At 36.5% G+C, this 19,119-nt stretch carries 15 protein-coding genes and 2 pseudogenes; 7 read left to right on the top strand and 10 right to left on the bottom strand.

Annotation, left to right across the window (positions count from 1 at the left end; genetic code table 11):
• The first annotated feature begins 581 nt into the window (after positions 1-581).
• The 6 genes and pseudogenes from ILYOP_RS10695 to ILYOP_RS10670 all read left to right on the top strand — a co-directional run bounded on the left by ILYOP_RS10695 (position 582) and on the right by ILYOP_RS10670 (position 8,677).
• A complete protein-coding gene (locus tag ILYOP_RS10695) occupies positions 582-1,709 on the top strand; it encodes a 2-methylaconitate cis-trans isomerase PrpF family protein (protein WP_013388525.1) in 1,128 nt (375 codons plus the stop codon).
• Between the two features lie 14 nt (positions 1,710-1,723).
• Entirely contained in the window at positions 1,724-2,872 is a 1,149-nt protein-coding gene (locus ILYOP_RS10690; protein ID WP_013388524.1) for an isocitrate/isopropylmalate family dehydrogenase, read from the top strand.
• Positions 2,869-5,107 (top strand): annotated as a pseudogene (locus ILYOP_RS10685) (hydratase). Before ILYOP_RS10690 ends, ILYOP_RS10685 begins: the two are co-directional and overlap by 4 nt.
• Positions 5,108-5,566: 459 nt before the next feature.
• Entirely contained in the window at positions 5,567-6,640 is a 1,074-nt protein-coding gene (locus tag ILYOP_RS10680; protein WP_013388523.1) for an isocitrate/isopropylmalate dehydrogenase family protein, read from the top strand.
• Between the two features lie 106 nt (positions 6,641-6,746).
• A complete protein-coding gene (locus ILYOP_RS10675) occupies positions 6,747-7,409 on the top strand; it encodes an aspartate/glutamate racemase family protein (RefSeq protein ID WP_013388522.1) in 663 nt (220 codons plus the stop codon).
• Positions 7,406-8,677: a four-carbon acid sugar kinase family protein gene (locus ILYOP_RS10670; protein WP_013388521.1), complete on the top strand. Its 1,272-nt coding sequence runs from the start codon at positions 7,406-7,408 to the stop codon at positions 8,675-8,677. The genes ILYOP_RS10675 and ILYOP_RS10670 overlap by 4 nt, the downstream gene beginning before the upstream one ends.
• Before the next feature lie 202 nt (positions 8,678-8,879).
• On the opposite strand, the gene ILYOP_RS10665 is transcribed toward ILYOP_RS10670, so the two are convergent.
• The 7 genes and pseudogenes from ILYOP_RS10665 to ILYOP_RS10635 all read right to left on the bottom strand — a co-directional run bounded on the left by ILYOP_RS10665 (position 8,880) and on the right by ILYOP_RS10635 (position 16,930).
• A complete protein-coding gene (locus ILYOP_RS10665; RefSeq protein WP_013388520.1) occupies positions 8,880-9,620 on the bottom strand; it encodes a sulfite exporter TauE/SafE family protein in 741 nt (246 codons plus the stop codon).
• Between the two features lie 128 nt (positions 9,621-9,748).
• Entirely contained in the window at positions 9,749-11,098 is a 1,350-nt protein-coding gene (locus tag ILYOP_RS10660; RefSeq protein WP_013388519.1) for an MATE family efflux transporter, read from the bottom strand.
• A gap of 287 nt (positions 11,099-11,385) precedes the next feature.
• On the bottom strand, positions 11,386-12,768 hold the full coding sequence (locus ILYOP_RS10655; protein WP_013388518.1) for an oxaloacetate decarboxylase subunit alpha: 1,383 nt from the start codon (positions 12,766-12,768) through the stop codon (positions 11,386-11,388).
• A gap of 118 nt (positions 12,769-12,886) precedes the next feature.
• Positions 12,887-13,198: a DUF1904 family protein gene (locus tag ILYOP_RS10650; RefSeq protein WP_013388517.1), complete on the bottom strand. Its 312-nt coding sequence runs from the start codon at positions 13,196-13,198 to the stop codon at positions 12,887-12,889.
• A 10-nt stretch (positions 13,199-13,208) separates the two neighbouring features.
• Positions 13,209-15,154, bottom strand: a pseudogene (locus ILYOP_RS10645) (aconitate hydratase).
• Positions 15,155-15,201: 47 nt separating this feature from the next.
• Positions 15,202-16,362 carry an isocitrate/isopropylmalate family dehydrogenase gene (locus tag ILYOP_RS10640; RefSeq protein WP_013388516.1) on the bottom strand — a complete coding sequence of 387 codons (1,161 nt, stop codon included), beginning with the start codon at positions 16,360-16,362 and terminating at the stop codon, positions 15,202-15,204.
• 247 nt (positions 16,363-16,609) lie between these two features.
• Entirely contained in the window at positions 16,610-16,930 is a 321-nt protein-coding gene (locus tag ILYOP_RS10635; protein ID WP_041921279.1) for a hypothetical protein, read from the bottom strand.
• A 25-nt stretch (positions 16,931-16,955) separates the two neighbouring features.
• On the opposite strand from ILYOP_RS10635, the gene ILYOP_RS15530 reads away from it, so the two are divergent.
• The gene (locus ILYOP_RS15530; RefSeq protein ID WP_083789133.1) at positions 16,956-17,222 is read left to right on the top strand and encodes a tyrosine-type recombinase/integrase; all 267 of its coding nucleotides are present in this window, start codon (positions 16,956-16,958) and stop codon (positions 17,220-17,222) included.
• A 180-nt stretch (positions 17,223-17,402) separates the two neighbouring features.
• Here ILYOP_RS15530 and ILYOP_RS10630 read toward each other — a convergent pair whose 3' ends face one another.
• From ILYOP_RS10630 to ILYOP_RS10620, 3 genes are all read right to left on the bottom strand, one after another.
• Positions 17,403-18,491 (bottom strand): site-specific integrase, encoded by a 1,089-nt coding sequence (locus ILYOP_RS10630; protein WP_013388515.1) that lies wholly within the window; start codon positions 18,489-18,491, stop codon positions 17,403-17,405.
• Positions 18,492-18,680 carry a hypothetical protein gene (locus ILYOP_RS10625; protein ID WP_013388514.1) on the bottom strand — a complete coding sequence of 63 codons (189 nt, stop codon included), beginning with the start codon at positions 18,678-18,680 and terminating at the stop codon, positions 18,492-18,494.
• 73 nt (positions 18,681-18,753) lie between these two features.
• Positions 18,754-19,056 carry a hypothetical protein gene (locus ILYOP_RS10620; RefSeq protein WP_013388513.1) on the bottom strand — a complete coding sequence of 101 codons (303 nt, stop codon included), beginning with the start codon at positions 19,054-19,056 and terminating at the stop codon, positions 18,754-18,756.
• Between the last annotated feature and the right edge of the window lie 63 nt (positions 19,057-19,119).

Genomic DNA, 19,119 nt, shown 5'->3' with positions numbered 1-19,119 from the left:
TGCTCTTAAAATCCGTAATTGACACTTATTCTACTCTAGTATAAGTATATAGAAAAATTTCTCTTGTGAAAAATACAATTTTTCTATCATTTTAGATAAACAAATGGAATGGATAACTTTTTGTAAATTTAATGCATATTTATTTCAGCAAAAATATTTTTATTCACTATTTTCTTTTGTAACTTCTTAAAAAATGTATCAAAAACGAACCTTATGTGCTTTTAGAGTTTGTTATCATCTGTTGTCTTACTGTGTTACAAGTATATGTGATATTTCATCTTTTGAAAAATACAACTTTTTTATCCTTAATCATAAAAAAAAGGAATGGAACTATTCCCTAGATTTTATCTTTATTGCTCCAGATTCTTTATTGTCCATACATTCTTATTTTACATTCCAATCAAAAATTTTAATGACTGTATATCCCTACTATAATAAAAAGTTATTCTTAGCGATAGAAAAACAGTATTTTTACTTAGCTTGTATTCATGCTTATATATTATCAGGAGTAAAAGTTCAAATATTCATAATCTGGAAAATTATTTTTGAATTTCAAAATAAATTTAAAGGAGGAGTAAAAAATGAAAAAAATACCAACGGTCTTCATGAGAGGCGGAACGAGCAAAGGAGCAGTATTTCATGAGAGAGATTTACCAGAAGACAGGTCAAAATGGGATGAAATATTCCTAAAAGTAATGGGAAGCCCGGACCCAAAACAAATTGATGGTCTGGGGGGATGCGTCTCCTCAAACAATAAGATAGCTATTATAAAAAAATCAGAAAGACCCGGTGTTGATATTGATTATACTGTTGCCCAGGTAATAATAGACAGACCTCAGGTAGACTATAAAAGTAATTGTGGGAATATGTCTTCAGTTGTCGGTCCCTTTGCCATTGATGAAGGTCTAGTAGAACCAAAAGGAGATATAACAACAATTCACCTATACAATGAAAATACCAATAAATATCTGGATGTGGACGTCCCGATAAAAGATGGTAAATTTGATAATTACGGTGACTGTTCAATAGCAGGTGTATTAGGAACCAGTGCAGAAGTGAAACTTGCATTCAAAGATCCAACCGGAGCTGTTACAGAGAGTCTTTTTCCAACTGGAAACAGAACTGATACTATAGATATCCCTGGTATAGGGGAAATTGACCTTACAATTATAGATGTTTCCAACCCTTTAATTTTATTGAGAGCTGAAGACCTTGGCTTTGATGCCACAGAACTTTTAGACGAGATCAACAAAAAAGATATTTTAGAAAAATTTGAAACTATAAGAGGAAAATGTGCTGAAAAGATAGGTATGGTCTCAGACTGGAGAAAAGCAGCTGTGGAAACTCCGGCAATACCTAAAATCGCATTTTTAAACACACCTAAAGAATACAAAACACTGACAGGGGAACTAATAAAGACTGAAACACATGATATATGTGCAAGAGTTATATCCCTTAACAAGCTACACAAGGCTTATGTTTTAACAGCAGCAACTGCTACAGCAGTGGCAGCAGAGTTAGATGGAACTGTGGCTAAGGAATTTATGAAAACCAAGGTGAACACCGGGGAGGTCACAATAGCTCATCCAAGTGGTGTTATGAAAGTCACACCGAACATTCAATATGATGGTGATAAAGTAAATATTATAGATGTCGCCGTTGTTAGAACTACAAGAAAGATAATGGAGGGACACGTTTATATAAAATAAAAAGGCGGTGAAAAATGAAAATAGACGAGATCAAAGATCATTTTGGAGATATGATTGAGGAGCAACTAAAAAGAATCAAGCAAATTGAAGAGGATAAAGAAATAACCGACTATTCGAAGTTAGACAAGATTGTCATAGGTATAATCCCCGGAGACGGCATCGGTCCCATAATATCCCGCCAGGCATTAAGAGTCATCAATCAGCTTCTGAGAGAGGAAATACAAAATAACAAAATTGAAATCAGACAGATTGAAGGCCTGACTATTGAAAACAGAGTCGAAAAGATGCAGAGTGTTCCCACAGAGGTTTTTGAAGAGATCAAAAAGTGCCATGTGCTGTTAAAAGGTCCTACTGTCACTCCCAGTCTAGGAGATAAATATCCCAACTTGCCCAGTGCAAACAGCGCCCTCAGAAGAGGTCTTGATCTTTTCTGTCAGGTGAGAAGAATTGAAGCCCCAGATAAGGGAATAGACTGGACATTCTTCAGGGAAAATGTTGAAGGGGAGTATGTATTGGGTTCAAAGGGACTTCAGGTCGATGATATTCTCGCTGTTGATTTCAAAATATTGTCAAGGGCAAACGCTGAAAGGCTGGCAAGAGCAGCTTTTGAATTTGCCAAAAAAAATGGGAAAACAGTGGTCACTGTTATTACCAAGGGAAACGTAATAAAGGCCACCGATGGAAATTTGATTAAAATATGCCAGGAAGTTGCGAAAGAGTATCCCGGAATTGAGTTACAAGGGAGATACGTAGATGTCACCTCTGCAAAATTGAGAGTACCTGAGTTTAACAAAAACTTTCAGGTGCTCATACTGCCAAATTTATACGGTGATATCGTTACGGACATTGCAGTGGAATATTTAGGTGGGATAGGTGCCGCCGGTGCTGCTAATTTGGGTAATAAAAAAGCTATATTTGAAGCAACCCACGGTACGGCCCCCTTCCTAGTAGAGAACGGTCGTGGTGACTATGCCAGCCCCACAAGTTTATTGAAAGCTGTAGGCCTCATGTTGTCACATATAGGCTTCCCCGACAAAGCCAAATCATTATCAGAAGCATTAGACATCTGCGGGAGAAAGGAAAGAAAAATTGTAATCACAAGCGAGGTAAAAGATGCCTCTGCAAAGGAATATACAGATTACATTTTAGGTAAATTATTATGATAAAAATATATGAGAAAGGCCAGTTTATAAAAGATGGCCAGATAATGACAGATATAAATATAAGTATGGAAGAGGCAAAGAGAAACACAATCACCTATGATATCCTTAAAAAGCACAATTCTTCCGGTGATATGGAAAATCTAAAAATAAAATTTGATGCCATTACTTCTCCAGACAATAATTCCGTATCAATAATTCAGACTGCAAAGGCCTCGGGACTTAAAAAGTTTCCGGTACCCTATGTCCTCAGCAACTGCCATAATTCTCTCTGTGCAATAGGAGGGACAATAAATGAAGACGATCACCAGTTTGGGTTAAGTGCTGCAAAAAAATATGGGGGGATATTTCCTCCCCCCTCACATGGGTGTTTTACACCAATATATGAGGGAGCACTTCGCAGGCTGCGGAAAGATGATCCTGGGATCGGATTCTCACACGAGATACGGAGCAATAGGAAGCCTCGCAATTGGCGAAGGTGGAGGAGAGGTAGTAAAGCAGCTCCTTGATAAAACTTATGACATCAAATACCCGAAAGTTATCGGCATCAAATTAATCGGTAAGCCCCAACCTGGAATTGGACCTATGGATGTGGCACTGGCCTTCATAAGGGAGGTATATTCAAAGGAGTATGCTAAGAACGGGGTTGTGGAATTTTTCGGAGAGGGAATAAAAAACCTTAATATTGAATTCAGAAACGGTATTGACGTTATGACCAGCGAATCAAACTGCCTTTCATCAATCTGGGAAACAGACGAACAGGTCAGGGAATATCTGAAGCTCCATAAGAGAGGAGATGAATACAGGGAATTAAAAGCCAACGGCATAACCTATTATGACGGATTAGTAGAGATAAATCTGGATGAGATCCAGTCTATGATAGCCCTCCCTGCTCATCCGTCCAATGCCTATACTATTAAAGAGCTTTATGAAAACTTGGATGAAATTTGTGAAAAAACAAACGAAGACTTGAAAAAAATAGGTGTCAATTTTGATATCAAGAAAAAAATATTAAAGGGCAAGCTGAAAGCTGAACAGGGAATTATCGGAGGGTGTTCAGGAGGGATTTACGATAACATTATCGATGCGGCAGACATCTTAAATGGCAAATCTATAGACCTGGAGTTTACACTAAATATTTATCCTGCATCAAAAAATGCAGCCATAAACCTGATGGAGAATACTACAAGTTCAAAATTATTGAGATCAGGTGCGGTTATCAGGTCTTCTATATGTGGCCCATGCTTTGGTGTCGGTGACATTCCCGGAAACAATCAGCTATCTATAAGACATAACACGAGAAATTTCCCCAACAGGGAAGGAGCTAAGCCAGGCCAGGGACAGTCTGCAGGGGTTGCACTGATGGACGCAAGAAGTATCGCAGCAACGGCTGTAAATGGCGGAATAATCACGGCGGCCACAGATTTAAACGTCGAATACACAAAACCTGAATATGTTTTTGATTCTCAGGCATATGAAGGTAAGGTCTATAACTACGGGAAAACCCAAGATCTGGAGGACCCAACTGTTGAATTGCTTGAGGGGCCGTGCATAAAACCCTGGCCTGAAATGTCCAAGTTAGAAGATAATTTATTGTTAAAAGTAACTGCATTTATCGAGGATCCGGTTACCACAACAGATGAATTGATGCCCTCTGGTGAAGCTTCTTCTTTCAGATCAGATCCAGACAGGCTGGCAGAATTTACCCTGATAACAAAAGCCCCGAATTATGTTCAGAAGTGTAAGGAGGTCCGGGAACTTGAATATGCCCGTAAAAACGGAGAGTTAAGCCCTGAACTGAATAGTATTTTTGATAAAATAAGATCTATTGAGGGACAGGATAAAATAAGTCCGTTGAAAACAGCTGTGGGTTCTTTGATGTATGCCAATAAACCGGGAGACGGAAGTGCCCGGGAACAGGCTGCATCAAACCAGAAAGTCTTGGGAGGATGGGCCAATATTGCAAAAGAATATGCCACCAAAAGATATGTATCAAATCTGATTAACTGGGGTATACTCCCATTCACAATCAAGGAAGATATTCCTTTCGGAAATGATGATTTTATCTTTATTACTGGTGTAAAAAAGGCTCTCGAAGAAGGAAATAAAGATGTCAAAGCCTTTCTCATAGGGGATGAGATAACAAAATTCAATTTGGAATTACTAAATATTAACAGCACTGAGAGAAAAATTCTTTTAAAGGGCTGTTTGATCAATTACTATAAAAGCAATGACTGACCTTAAAATTTTCATAATAAACATGTATAGCCTAAGTTTCCAGTTACTGTAGAATATTTAACTTCTCAAAAATACATAGAAACACTTTTAGTCAAAAAATATACCAGGTTGTGTGTTATTTGTGTAAATTCGTGACGAAAAATAATTTTATTTATAAGATAACCTGGCAAAAAACACATATTAATAATGAACTTTTCTGTTTCCATAAATCCACAAAGAAGGCTTAAGTTAAATATTTCGCCTTAATCAAATTATAATCTCTTATTTTATTGGTATTCTTTAAGACTAATATATACTTAATTATATTTTTTCACAACGATCATTATTTGAACTTAAAATGATTAATAACTATAACTTTTTATTATCTTTTTCAATGAAAATAATGTATTTTATTTGGTTTTCAATCTGCGATATACTTAACTCAAGAAGAAAAAAACCAATATTTACAGGGAGGTTCAAATGAAAAATTATAAATTAGGGGCTTTATACGGAGACGGGATCGGACCGGAGATTGTTAAATCAACTGTTGACATTATGGAAGCAGCAGCAGGGAAAATTGGTATAGAGGTAGAATTTGAAAAAATGCCTTTAGGATGGGAAGGTATTGAAAAATATAACAATCCTGTACCTGATGTAACTAAAGAGGGACTTACAAAATGTGATGCATGGTTATTAGGACCACATGATTCGGCTGCATACCCTGAAGAGTGGAGTTCACAGTTAAATCCAAGCGGAACAATAAGACATCATTTTGATCTTTATTCAAATGCAAGGCCGATCAAACCGGTACCTGGAATTAAATCAGTAGTAGACGGAATGGACCTGGTACTTTTCCGTGAAAATACAGAGGGATTTATGCCTGACAGAAACATGTTCAAAGGACGTGGAGAATTCCTTGTAACTCCTGAAATTGCCCTGGCAACTGGAGTATTCACAAAGAAAGCAACAAGAAGAATTGCCCACGAAGCATTTAAAATGGCTATGTCTAGAAGAAAGAAATTGGCTATAGTTCATAAAGCAAACGTTATCCAGATGGCTTACGGATTATTTAGAGATACATGCTATGAAGTTGGAAGAGAATTCTATCCAGAGGTAGAGATAGAGGATTACCACATTGATGCAATGACCGCTCACCTCGTGAGAAGAGCAAAAGATTTTGATGTAATTGTTACTACAAACTTATTCGGAGACATCCTTTCTGATTTGGCCGGGGAACTTTCTGGAAGTCTTGGACTTGCCCCTGCAATCAACAGTAACGAAACTCAGGCTATGGCTCAGGCGGCTCACGGATCTGCTCCTGATATCGGAGGACAGAATGTAGCCAACCCTGTGGGAATGATACTATCTGGAACATTACTTTTAAAATGGCTTGCAGACAAGCATGAGGACAAAAGAATGAATGATATGGCCCTTCTTATAGAGGCTGCTATAGAAAAGAATCTTACCGAAGGGGTTTGCACTAGAGACCTCGGAGGAAAAGAATCAACAACAAGTTTCACACAAGAAGTTATAAACACTTTAAAAACAATGTAAGAAGCTGTTAAATTAAAAAATTAAGATATCCACCTATAGATTCTTTTCTGTAGGTGGAATATCTTTTTTATAGTATCTGATTATAAAAATTAAAAGGAGCAGCGTTATGAAAATAGCTTTGATTCATACAACAGTAAATTCAATGTCACCTATAATAAAGGCCTTTAATAAAATTGACGCCACCATAGAATTAATGAATTTTCTTGACGAGGGATTAATGTCGGACCTTAAAAAGAATAGCCCTATAGAATTTTTTATGCTAAAAAGAATCATCACAATGGCAGAAAATGCTGAAAAAAGCGGGGCTGACGGAATACTCTTGGCATGTTCGGCTTTTTCTCCCTACGTGGATGTTATAAAAGACTTTGTAAACATCCCTTTACTAAGTGCCGATATGGCTATGCTAGAAAAAGTTGTAAGTATGGGAGGCAAGATAGGAGTTTTGACTACTATTGAAGCAGCGAGGTCTACAACATTACAGCTTATAAAAGAACTAGGAGATAAAAATAAAACCACCGTGGAAGTAGAAGGAGAAATTGTTTACAATGCCTTTGATGAGCTAAAAAACGGCAATAAGAACCAGCACGACAGATTAATTCAAAATAAAATCAAGGAGTTTTCTTCTAAATATGATGTGATCGTCCTGGCTCAGATGTCTATGAACGGCGCCTTGGAAAGCCTTGATCCGTGCAATAAACCTATATTTTCAAGCCCCGAAATAAGTGCCCGAAAAATATTAGAAGAGATTAAGGAGGAAAGAGTAAAATGATAGGAGTAATAGCAGACGACACTACAGGAGCTAATGATATAGGAATAATGTTTAGAAAAAACGGTTATGCAGTTAAAATTTTAACTTTTGAAGAGGATATGGTTCCTGAAAATAACTGTGACGTTCTGATTATAGATACAGACAGCAGGTTAGACCCTTTGGAGTTAAGCAGATTTAAGGTTTATAAATCGGCGGAAATATTAAAAAAAGCAGGATGTGAGATTTTTCATAAAAAGACCTGCTCGGTTTTCAGGGGAAATATAGGGGTTGAGCTAGATGCAATGATGGATGCATTGAAAAAAGATTTTGCAATTATCAGCCTTGCCTTCCCTAAAAACGGGAGAACCACAGTACACGGGATACACAGGGTGAACGGAGAACTTCTGGAAAATTCAAATTTTGCAAAGGACCCGGTGCACCCTATGACAAGCTCTGATCTGGTATCTATACTTTCTGAAGAAACAAATAAGAAGGTATGTAGTATTGATATAGAGGTAGTCAGAATGGGTGCAGAAAAACTGAGAGAAGCCATTGAAAAGGTAAGAAAAAACTGCAACTACTGTATAATAGATAGCGAGACTCAAGAGGACCTGAAAATCGTGGCAGAAGCCTCTGTGGGATATGAATGCCTGGGGGGAAGTTCGGCTATAGGGGAAGAACTACCTAAATTTCTTGAAAATAAAAAGTCACAGAACCCTGTATATAAATTAGACTGTGATGATAATAACGGAGTGTTAGTTGTATCTGGAAGCCTTACTCCACAAACAAGGGCTCAAACAGCACATTTAAAAGAAATAGGAGTGCCTACCTTAGTATTAGATTCTAGAAAAGTTTTTTCAGAAGACCTATATGAAAAGGAAAAAATAAAAATCGTAGAAAAGGGAACAGCTCTTCTAAAAGAAGGAAACGACATCCTTATAATGGCAGATAACGACAACGTAATAATTGCTGAAACTAAAAAACGAGGAAAAGCTCTCAATATAGATGAACTAAAAATCAGCAAAATGGTGTCAGCGTTGCTTGCGGATATAGCAGAAACAATCACCAAAAATATAAATTTAAAAAGGCTTGTTGTGGCAGGGGGAGATACTTCCGGGACTATCTGCAGAAAATTAGGTATCAAAGGAAACTATGTTTTAAAAGAAATTGAAACAGGCCTTCCTTCGGGACTTGCCATAGGAAGAGAGATGTTAATTGTGCTAAAATCTGGGAGTTTTGGCAAAAAAGAATTTTTAGAAACATCTATAAATCATCTTAAATCCTTATGATAAAAAAATACAAATCTTATAAACATTTCAATTAAAGTGGAATTTTTAGTCCTTCCCTTAATTACCAGTTGATTCTAGTGTGTTTGTGTAATTAATTGAGGGACTTTTTATATCCTGATTATCGAAAATTTAATTTAAAAAGAGCTCCAGTGGAGCCCTCACAAACACCTAAAATATAATATGTGATTTTGAAACAATTTTACTACAAAAAATATTCTTTAAAAACAGTGAATACACATAAAAGTAAAAAAATAGGTTTCACAGCCTTTGCACCTTTTTCACTGGCGTAATTACTTCCCAATTTACTCCCGATCACCCTGAAAGCAGTTACAAATATAGCAATTTTCCAATCAATAATACCTTCCATTGCATAGATGACTACAGAGACAAGGCCCATAAAAAAATTAATTGGTTTTACTGTGGCTACCGCTTTTAAAAAATCAAATTTCAAAACATAAACCAAGGCCAGTGTAAAAAAGTTGCCTATTGCTAGTCCAAAAAAACCCATGTATATCCCCATTAAAAATGTAACAATAATTCCTTTTATTATATTTTTTCTGGTGAACCCTTCAAACTCATTTTCTAGGCCGGCTTTTTTATTAACAAACATCCTTATAACCAATGCCAATAATATCATTGGGATTAATCTTTCTACAATTTTAGCATTCAATAATACCAATAGTTTAGATCCGATAACCGTTCCCAAAAAAGCAGGTATAATCGCATACTTAAAAAATTCTGTGTCCAATTTCCCTTTCTTATAATAGTTGTATGAACTTGTAGCATTATCAAGGCATGCACTGACTCTGTTTGTACCAATAACTATTTTAATTGGAATTTCCAACATCATCAGAAAAGTTATAATAAAAATCCCACCGCCACCGGCCATGGCCGTAACTATTCCTGCTATAAGTGCCCCTATAGCCAGAAAAAAATAAATCATTTCATCCTCCCATTTCCACAAATAACTCAGTTGTAATCTCTAAACCTCTAGAGAATACATTATAATATGTCAGCTTTTGAAACCCTCGCAAGTTTATCAATTTTCTGACTTTTAATTGAACTTTTATACTATACTGCTTGCATACCAAGCTCTTTCTTCCCAATTTTAACAGAAACTCCACCTAAAATAATCTGTCCTATAGAAATTCCTATAAGCATACCTGGGAACCCCCCTAGAAAAAATCCTATATAAATAGAGGGAATTATAATGAGACAGGTTCCTAGGCCATTTATTATAAGTACATATTTAGGTTTACCAGTGGCATTTAGACTTTCACTGGTCCAGTTATAAAGATTTAAGCCTATGCTCCCGAGCATAACAATATTTACATAGGCATAGATTAGGTCTATAACTACAGGATCACCAGTAAAAATAGTTGCAATTTTCCTTGTAAAAATAAGTGAAAGAACAAAAAGAATAAACCCGTAAACAATCGAAATTTTATTCGTCAATTTTTTTACTTCCTCTACTCGCTCGTATTTTTTTGCCCCCCAGTTTTGACCTACAATTGGAACCAGAGCTGCCCCAACAGCCATACTTATAATAGTAGAAAAACTTTCAATTCTGGCACCAGCTGCAATTGCAGCTACTCCAGCTATTCCGGCACTTTTGGCCCCTAGGCTAGTCAAGACAGCTCTAAGCAGCTGTGGAAAAAGCCTTATTATAGCTCCTGGTATCCCAACATGAAGGATTTTTTTCCACGAATCAAATATCTCAGACTTATAGTTGTATTTGAAGTCGATAAGCTTATAGTGAAAATGCACAAATGAAAGAGTGGTGACCATTCCTAAAATTCTTGAAAGAATAGTAGCAATAGCGGCCCCTTTTATACCCAAAGCGGGAATTCCAAAGTATCCAAATATAAAGATGGGGTCCAATATGAGGTTGGTCAAAGCACATACTAGCATTACAATAAGAGGTCTCTTCATATCTCCTAGGGCTCTCATAGATGAATCACACACTCGCGGCATGATAACAGCCACTACCCCTAGATACCATATAGACATATAATCTTTAACTAGAGGTAGGATAGTATTATCTGCTCCTAAAAGTGAAAATAATGGATCTATTGTGAGAAGACCAATTAGAGAAATAATAACAACAACTATAATTGACAAAATAATACCGTCGGTAGTAGTTCTATTAATTTCATGGTGATTATTTTTTCCCAGAGCTCTCGCCACTACGGAAGAGGAACCTATACCTATTCCTCCTGTAATAGAGCCAATAACCATTATTACAGGAAAGGTAAATCCCATAGCGTCAAGTTCATTGGTTCCTAACTTGGATACAAAATATGTATCAGTTAAATTGAAAATTGTGATGGCAAACATCCCTCCTATAGAGGGAAGGACAAGGTCAAAGAGGTGTTTAGGAATAGATCCAGTCAAAAGATTTTTCACACTTTTTTTACCCATATTTCACTCCTTAATATTCATCTGCCTAAAATGTCGCTGTTTAAAATTTATAAGTGTGCAAAACACCAAAATTATATATTTCTCGTATTTGGTTTAGAGATATTTTACACAAAAGTCACTTAGATCGCAACTTGACTTAAATAGATATCTAAAAAAATTCAATAGCTTATAGAATTTTGGAGAGTTTTATATTTTAAAATATAATATTTTTGGATTTGATTTACTTGTTGGTATTTCAGAAAATATTTTTAATGCCAACACTTAGCATTTCTATAATTAATATCCGATTAAATTGCTACTGTCATCATATATTCTCTTTCCTCTATCTCCTCTTCAAATCTCTCCTCTAAAAACTTTTTAGAATTTTCCGGGAAAAGCGCGTACATAAGTATATCCTCATCAGAGTCTGCAAGGTGTCCGATCTCAGCCTTAAGCTTCTCAAATTCCGGAGCAATGTCGTCTGCTGGCCTATGAGTTATCGATGCCTCATTACCTATGATCTTCTCTTTTATCTCTTTACTTATAGGTGCAGGAGACTGCCCGTATTTTCCTCTTACATAATCTTTTATCTCTTTTGGTATGAATTTATATCTTTCCCCTACTAGTATATTGAATACCGCTTGTGTCCCTACCATCTGAGAAAGCGGAGTAACCAGTGGAGGGTATCCAAGGTCTTTTCTTACTCTCGGTACTTCTGCAAGTACCTCATCATATTTATCTGCCGCCCCCTGTCCTTCAAGCTGTGAAAGGAGGTTTGAAAGCATTCCTCCTGGAACCTGATACGCAAGAGTCTTAGGTTCTACGTCCATCACCTTAGGGTTCAATATTCCTTCAGCTCTGTATTTTTCTTTTATAGGTTTAAAGTAATCTGCTACCTCTGCGAGAATATCCAGGTTTAGCTTAGGGTCTCTTTCGCTTCCCTTTAATACTTGTACGAATACCTCTGTTGCTGGCTGGGCTGTCCCTCCTGAAAATGAAGATATGCCTGTATCTATTATGTCCACTCCAGCCTCTATGGCCTTCATATAAAGCATAGATGCTATCCCTGTGGTACAGTGAGTGTGAAGTTCTATAGAAAGTTTTGATACCTCTTTCATTTTCGTGATAAGCTCATAAGCTATATCAGGAAGAAGTATCCCCGCCATATCCTTTATACAGATAGAGTGGGCTCCTAGTTTTTCCAGCTCCTGTACTTTCCCAACATAGTAGTCCACTGTGTGAATTTCACTTGTTGTATATGCGATACATCCCTGGCAGTGACCGTTATATTTTATGATTGATTTTATTGTAGTTTCCAAGTTTCTGTAATCATTCAGAGCATCAAAAACTCTTATGATATCTATCCCATTTTTTATAGATTTTTCCACAAATTTTTCTACCACATCATCTGCATAATGTCTGTATCCCAATAAGTTCTGACCACGAAGAAGCATTTGAAGCTTTGTATTTTTTACCCTTGCTCTCATCTCTCTCAGTCTTTCCCAAGGGTCTTCGTTGAGAAATCTTATACATGCATCAAAGGTGGCTCCTCCCCAGACCTCCATCGAGTAATACCCAACCTGGTCCATTTTTTCCAGGATAGGAAGAATCTCTTCAGTCGTCAATCTTGTTGCTATCAGGGACTGATGTCCGTCTCTCAGTGCCGTTTCTGTTATTTTTAATTTTTTCAATTTGACCTCCTTTTTCCAAGCAAAACACCCTTCCTTTTTCAAGGTAAGGGTGTTTCTAAAATCATTATTTTTCAGCTTGTTATCAAAATTTAAAATTAATTCTACAATTTAACATTACTTATTTTATTTTTTTAAAGATATTTTCAAAATAAATTGGGGAATTATCTACTCCTGCTTTTGAAAAATGTGCCTTTATAGATTTTGCCACAGCCTGCATCAAATCTTCAGGTCTTTCTCTCCACGTAATCTTAATATAATGTGGAGCTTTTGATTTCTCCCCCTCTTTTATAATGAACTCTTCACAGCTGGGAACAATAAAAGAGATTCTTTCTTTAGGTATCCCTAAAATATCTGCAAGTTCCAAAGTAAGATCTTTGCTCACTTCCGAGATTGTTTCTTCTTTAATATTTTGACATAGTATCTTTGGCATTGGTCTCCTCCTATTTAAAATTATCTATTTTTTCAGCTTTTAATTTATTTTTAACTACATTGATAGTTCCCCCTGCTTTAACTGCAGCGAGGTCCTTTTGGCACAGTGGAGAAGTAACTTCAAACTTAATATTTTTACTTTTATTAAACACGGTATATTTTTTACCTTCCACAAGTTCCGTGGCATCAATTGACAGCAGGTCTTCTTGATCCAGGTTTTCATAGTCTTCATCATTTATAAATGTGAGAGGTAAAAGTCCCCAGTTCACCATATTTGCAAGATGTAACCTTGCAAAATCTTTGGCAATAACGGTCTTTACTCCGAGATATCTTGGAAGTATTGCAGCCTGCTCCCTACTTGAGCCCTGACCGTAATTAACTCCTGCAACTAAAATTCCCCCGTCAGATTTATTAGCTCTTTCAGCAAAGTTTTCATCTACAACTTTAAACGCATGTTTAGACATCTCAGGAATATTAGATCTTATTGGCAGATATAAAGCCCCTGCCGGACAGATATGGTCGGTAGTTATATTATCATCCAGTTTTAATAAAATCTCCCCACTGACATTGTCAGAAAGGGGCTGAACCTCAGGAAGAGGCCTTATATTTGGACCCTTGGTAATAACCACTTCGTCTGGGTTATCAGAAGGGCTAATAAATAAGTTGCTGTCAAAAATAAACTCTTCTGGCATTTCGTAGTTATAATCAGATATTTTAAAATCCCTCGGATCAGTTATTACCCCTGTGACAGTCGATGCAGCAGCTGTTTCCGGTGCTACAAGGTATACCTGGTCTGTTGCTGTCCCGCTTCTACCTTTGAAATTACGCGGAGTTGTCCTCAATGAAACCCCGTTGGTTTTAGGAGCAAACCCACATCCGTTACATCCGCCGCACACAGGTTCAAACACCCTGACTCCAGAAGCGATTATTTTATCGTAGGCTCCTCTTGCGATACTTTCTCTGATTACTGTTCGGGTAGAGGGGTATAAACCGGCATCCACATCTTTATTGGTATGTCTCCCATCAAGAATATTGGCTATTGAAAGGAGATCATGAAGAGAAGTATTCGTACAGCTTCCCATCATTACCTGGTCAATCTTTCTCCCTGCCACTTCCTTTACAGGAACTACTTTATCAGGCTGAGAAGGAAGCGCTATAAGAGGCTCCAGTTCAGAAAGATCAATTTCGATCACACCGTCATAAACGGCTCCATCATCTGCTGACATAGGCACCCAGTCTTTTTCTCTTTTATATGCCTTCATCCATTTTTTAGTATTTTCATCACTTGGGAAAACAGAGGTGGTCGCACCAGTTTCCTGACCCATATTTGTTATTGTAGAACGTTCAGCCACATTCAGGGTCTTCACTCCATGGCCGGAATACTCAAGAACTTTTCCCACTCCCCCTTTGGTAGATATTCTTCTGAGCACTTCCAAAATGATGTTTTTGGCAGAAACAAAAGGGTTTAATTTCCCTGTGAGTTTTACATTGATAATTTCAGGCATTTTAAAATAAAAAGGTTCTCCTGCCATAGTCATAGCTCCATCAAAACCGCCGACCCCTATAGAAAACATCCCTATCCCCCCGGCAGCTACAGTGTGGGAATCTCCTCCGATTAAAGTTTTACCCGGTATACCCCAGTGTTCCAAATGGAGCTGATGGCAGATTCCGCTCCCCTTGTTAGATGCGTAAACTCCAATTTTCGACGTCATGCCATACTCAAATTCATGATCGTCTGAATTTTTAAAATCAGCCTGAATCTATGATCTGTATAATGCACCGAAACTTCTGTCTTGACTCTGTCTATCTCCAGTGCCTCCAAAACAAGATAAGACATCACTCCGTTTAAATCGTGAGACAGAGTCTGGTGTGCCTTTACCCCGATTCTTTGGCCTCTTATCATTTCTCCTTCTACAAGTGATTTTGAAATAAGTTTTTCAGTCAGCGTTTTATTCATAATCCCTCCTGATAATCTAAAAATGACCTCTATACTCAATCCGCTGTTTATGACTTCAACTTTTTAATTTCATCTAGTATGTAATCTGTATACTCCTCGGCCGAAGCCCCTTTCGATGAACTTGTCATTTTAATTTTTCTCTCTTCAACTCCGCAAATATCCAGAGCTCTTGTTAATACCTTTGATTTATCACTGTACCCTATATGGTTAAGGAGCATTCCAAACCCTCTCATGAGACTGCTGGGGTCAGCATACTGCCCCCTGTTGCTTTTTATCATTGCCGGAGCCGACCCGTGAATGGCTTCAAATACAGCATACCTATTTCCCAGATTGGCACTTCCTGCTGTTCCACGCCCACCTTGGAATTCTGCTGCTATATCAGAGATAATATCGCCGTAAAGATTTGGCAGTACAAATACCTGCAAATCTTTGCTGAATTTAAGATCTGTAAGTCTTGCAGCTGTAACATCAGCAAGTTTTTCCACAATATTTATCTCTTTATAGTCTTCTCCCACTTTTTTACAAGCTTTAATAAAATTCCCGTCTGTAGTTTTTACTATGTTTGCCTTTGTAACAACAGTGACATTACTTTTGTTATTGTTTCTGGCGTACTCAAATGCTTTTTTAGCAAGACGTTCGGAATTTATTTTTGTTTCCAGTACGAAGTCGATGGCTAAATTTTCATCTACCTGTATACCCTTGCTTCCTAGGGCATAACCTCCCTCTATATTCTCCCTGAAAAATATCCAGTCCACACCTTTACCGGGAATGGACACCGGCCGAACATTGCTAAACAGATCCAGTTCCCTTCTCAGTACAGCATTGGCACTTGTTAGATTCGGCCATGGATCACCTGCTCTAGGAGTTGTACAAGGCCCCTTCAAAATAACGTGACATTTTTTAATCTCATCCAAAATATCAGATGGTACAGACTCCATCTTGGAAACTCTGTTTTCTATGGTAAGTCCCTTTATATTCTTTATCTCTATTCCCCCTGCATCGATTTCAGACTTCAGGAGTTCATTTATTATTCTTTTTGTCTGCTCCATTATGATGGGTCCTATACCATCTCCGTCTATAACCCCTATAATAATTTTGTCTAAATTTTTGTAGTCTATACTGTCTTTAAAGGATTTTATTTTCTCTATTTTTTCTAACTGTTCCCTCAATATTTCACCGAAAATTTTCTTGGCAGCTTCTATTTTCATCCATCCTCCTTTAAACTTTGTTTAATAAAAGTCTACCTTTTTATCAAAATTATTTAAAATACAGTTTTTTTATATATAAACATTCCCAAATTTTATAATTGAAAAGCTTTTTCATAACATCATAGTCATGAACTATGAAAATAGATTAGATCTGCTTTATGCTATTATGAGCTCTTAAAGTTTCTAAAAATATAAAAAACTCTCAGAATAAATTTCCGAGAGTCACGCTAAAATATCTATTTATTAACTAAAGTAAATTAACACCTTTAACACATTTAGATTTAGTGTGGTCGTAGTAATAAGAAACAACTTCATTTTCCTTGATATGTGGTTTCTCGATAATTGTATTATCTACAGATATACAGGCATTATTGTTCTGAATACTCTTAAGCGTAGGTTTAATCGTTAACCAAAAGTTCTTTTCACAAAATTCACCGGAACTTAGAAAACGGTATATTTTGTCCTCAGAGTATCTATCATTTGTTATCTTTTTAAGATCTGGAGAATGAGCATATTTTGAAGATGCAATTAAAAAATCAGCATAAATATTTAAGTTGTTTTTATTCATAGTAGTTTTCTCCTAAAAGTTATTAATACAATTATACTTTTCTAGAGAACATTATCTGTTTAGAAATGATATAACAAGATATCATAAGATTGCAGAGGTAAAAAAGATAAGAGTTCATGACCTTAGACACAGCCATGCTTCCTTACTAATAAATAATGATGTTAACCATATGATAATTTTAAAGAGATTAGGCCATGCTAAAGTAGATATAACTCTTGATACCTATTCACACTTATATCCTTCCAAGGAAGAAAAAGTAATCAAGAAAAACAACCATTTTGCTACCAAATAAAAAAAAGCAGAACCGAAGTCCTGCTCTAAGTGTTATTTTCAGTGGTGCCACCTGCCGGAGTCGAACCGGCGACCTCTACCTTACCATACTTTGGCAACTTTTTATATATTCTGTATCCCTTTATTTTCAATGGTTCTTATTTTTGTGTTTTAGTTTTTTATGGTGTTTTATACCCTTTTTTTAATTTTTCTTTGCCAAAACTTTGCCACTGACCTCTTCCAATAACTCAATCATTTTATCCTCTGTAGATTGGTATAGATGAGAATAAGTATTCAATGTCATATCCACTTTAGCGTGTCCAAGTCTCTTTGATATAGCTAGTGGGTTTATTCCTGAATTTATCAACAAACTAGCATGAGAATGTCTCAGGTCGTGAGGCGTAATTTTTTTCACACCTGCTTTATCACAATACCTTACAAGATCATTTTTAAAGACTTCTTTAGTCATTGGAAAAAGTCTGTCTTCTTGGGTTAATCCATACATCATTTTAACATATTTTTTTAGCAATTCAACCAAGTTTTGAGGCAGCTTTATAGTTCTTTCACTGCTTTCATTTTTAGTTGATTTAATTATATTTTTCCCTTTTAATCTAGCATAAGATTTATCTATTTTCATAATTCCTTTTTTGAGATCTACGTCACTTAATGTTAAGGCTAGAAGTTCTCCAACTCTTATTCCTGTCCAAAATAGGATATTAAAAGCTGTATAACTCATTGGCTTATGTTCTATAACCTCAGTAAATTTTTCAAACTCTTCTAATGTCCAAAAGTTTATTTTTTTATCATATCTTAATTTTAAAGGCCCTGCTTTTTTACATGGGTTTTCTTTAAGTTCATAGAAATTCACAGCATGGTTCATAAGTGCCGAAAGTTGAGCATTAATCTTTTGTATATAGTGTGCCTTATAAGGATTCCCAGTTTTTGGATTAGTCCCTGTGATCAATTTATTTTGAAAATCTCTGATTATTATAGGTGTTATTTTCGACATCTTCATATTTTGAAAATAAGGAAGAATGCTATTTTTGAATATTAACTCCTTCAAATGATATGTAGTTTCAGCAACTCTTGGTTTTATATCTCCCATATATAAGTCATAAAAGGAAGTGAATGTCATATTAACTGACTTACTTCCTTTGAGCTTGTGTTCACTCTCCCAAAGAGAGGCCTCCTTTTTAGTTTTGAAACCTCTCTTTTGGGATTGTTTTAATTCGCCACACTGATTAAAAGTGTATACAACTCTCCATTTTTTACCATCTTTATAGACTGGCATCTAACTCACTGGTTCCTCTGAGACTATCCCTAGCTTTTTCATTAAATACTTAGAGTTTACTCTTCCTCTGATAACAATATACCCTTCTTTTTCCATTTCATTATTAACTTGTTTCATAAGCTTATAAGCTTTACTTTCTTTTACTTGACATATATTCATCACATCTTCAACGGTTAGCATTTGTTTCATATATAATCCCTCCTAACTAATTCCAGCCATTTTCTTTCTTCGGTTATATCTCTCTTTTTCATTCATATCACTTCTAAAATACGATTATAAAGTCCTTCGGTATATCTCCCTTCATAGCCCACCCCACAAAGGTGTTTTTAGGCAACCCTAAGTCGTGAAGGGCGTACTGGCTACCGCTTCTCAGAGCTACTTTCCTTTTTGACATATCTATCCTGCTGTCAGTTTTGCTAGGTCTCCCAGGCTTGAAAATAAACTTCTGTACAGCCTGCCTGACAGCATTTTCAGAACACCCCAGGACAAGCCCAATCCCGTAGTAATGTACCCCTTCTGTTCTCATCTTTTTCAGTTTCTTTATCTTTTCCTTAGTCCAATCCATACCCCTTAAAAACCTCCAGACAAAATTTTTATCTAGGAAGGCAGACTGGAACCCACCCTCCAC

Origin of the sequence: Ilyobacter polytropus DSM 2926, assembly GCF_000165505.1 — a bacterium.
GTDB classification, from domain to species: Bacteria; Fusobacteriota; Fusobacteriia; order Fusobacteriales; family Fusobacteriaceae; genus Ilyobacter; species Ilyobacter polytropus.
Note: the sequence above shows the minus strand (reverse complement) of the source record. Positions and strands in the feature narration are given on the sequence as shown.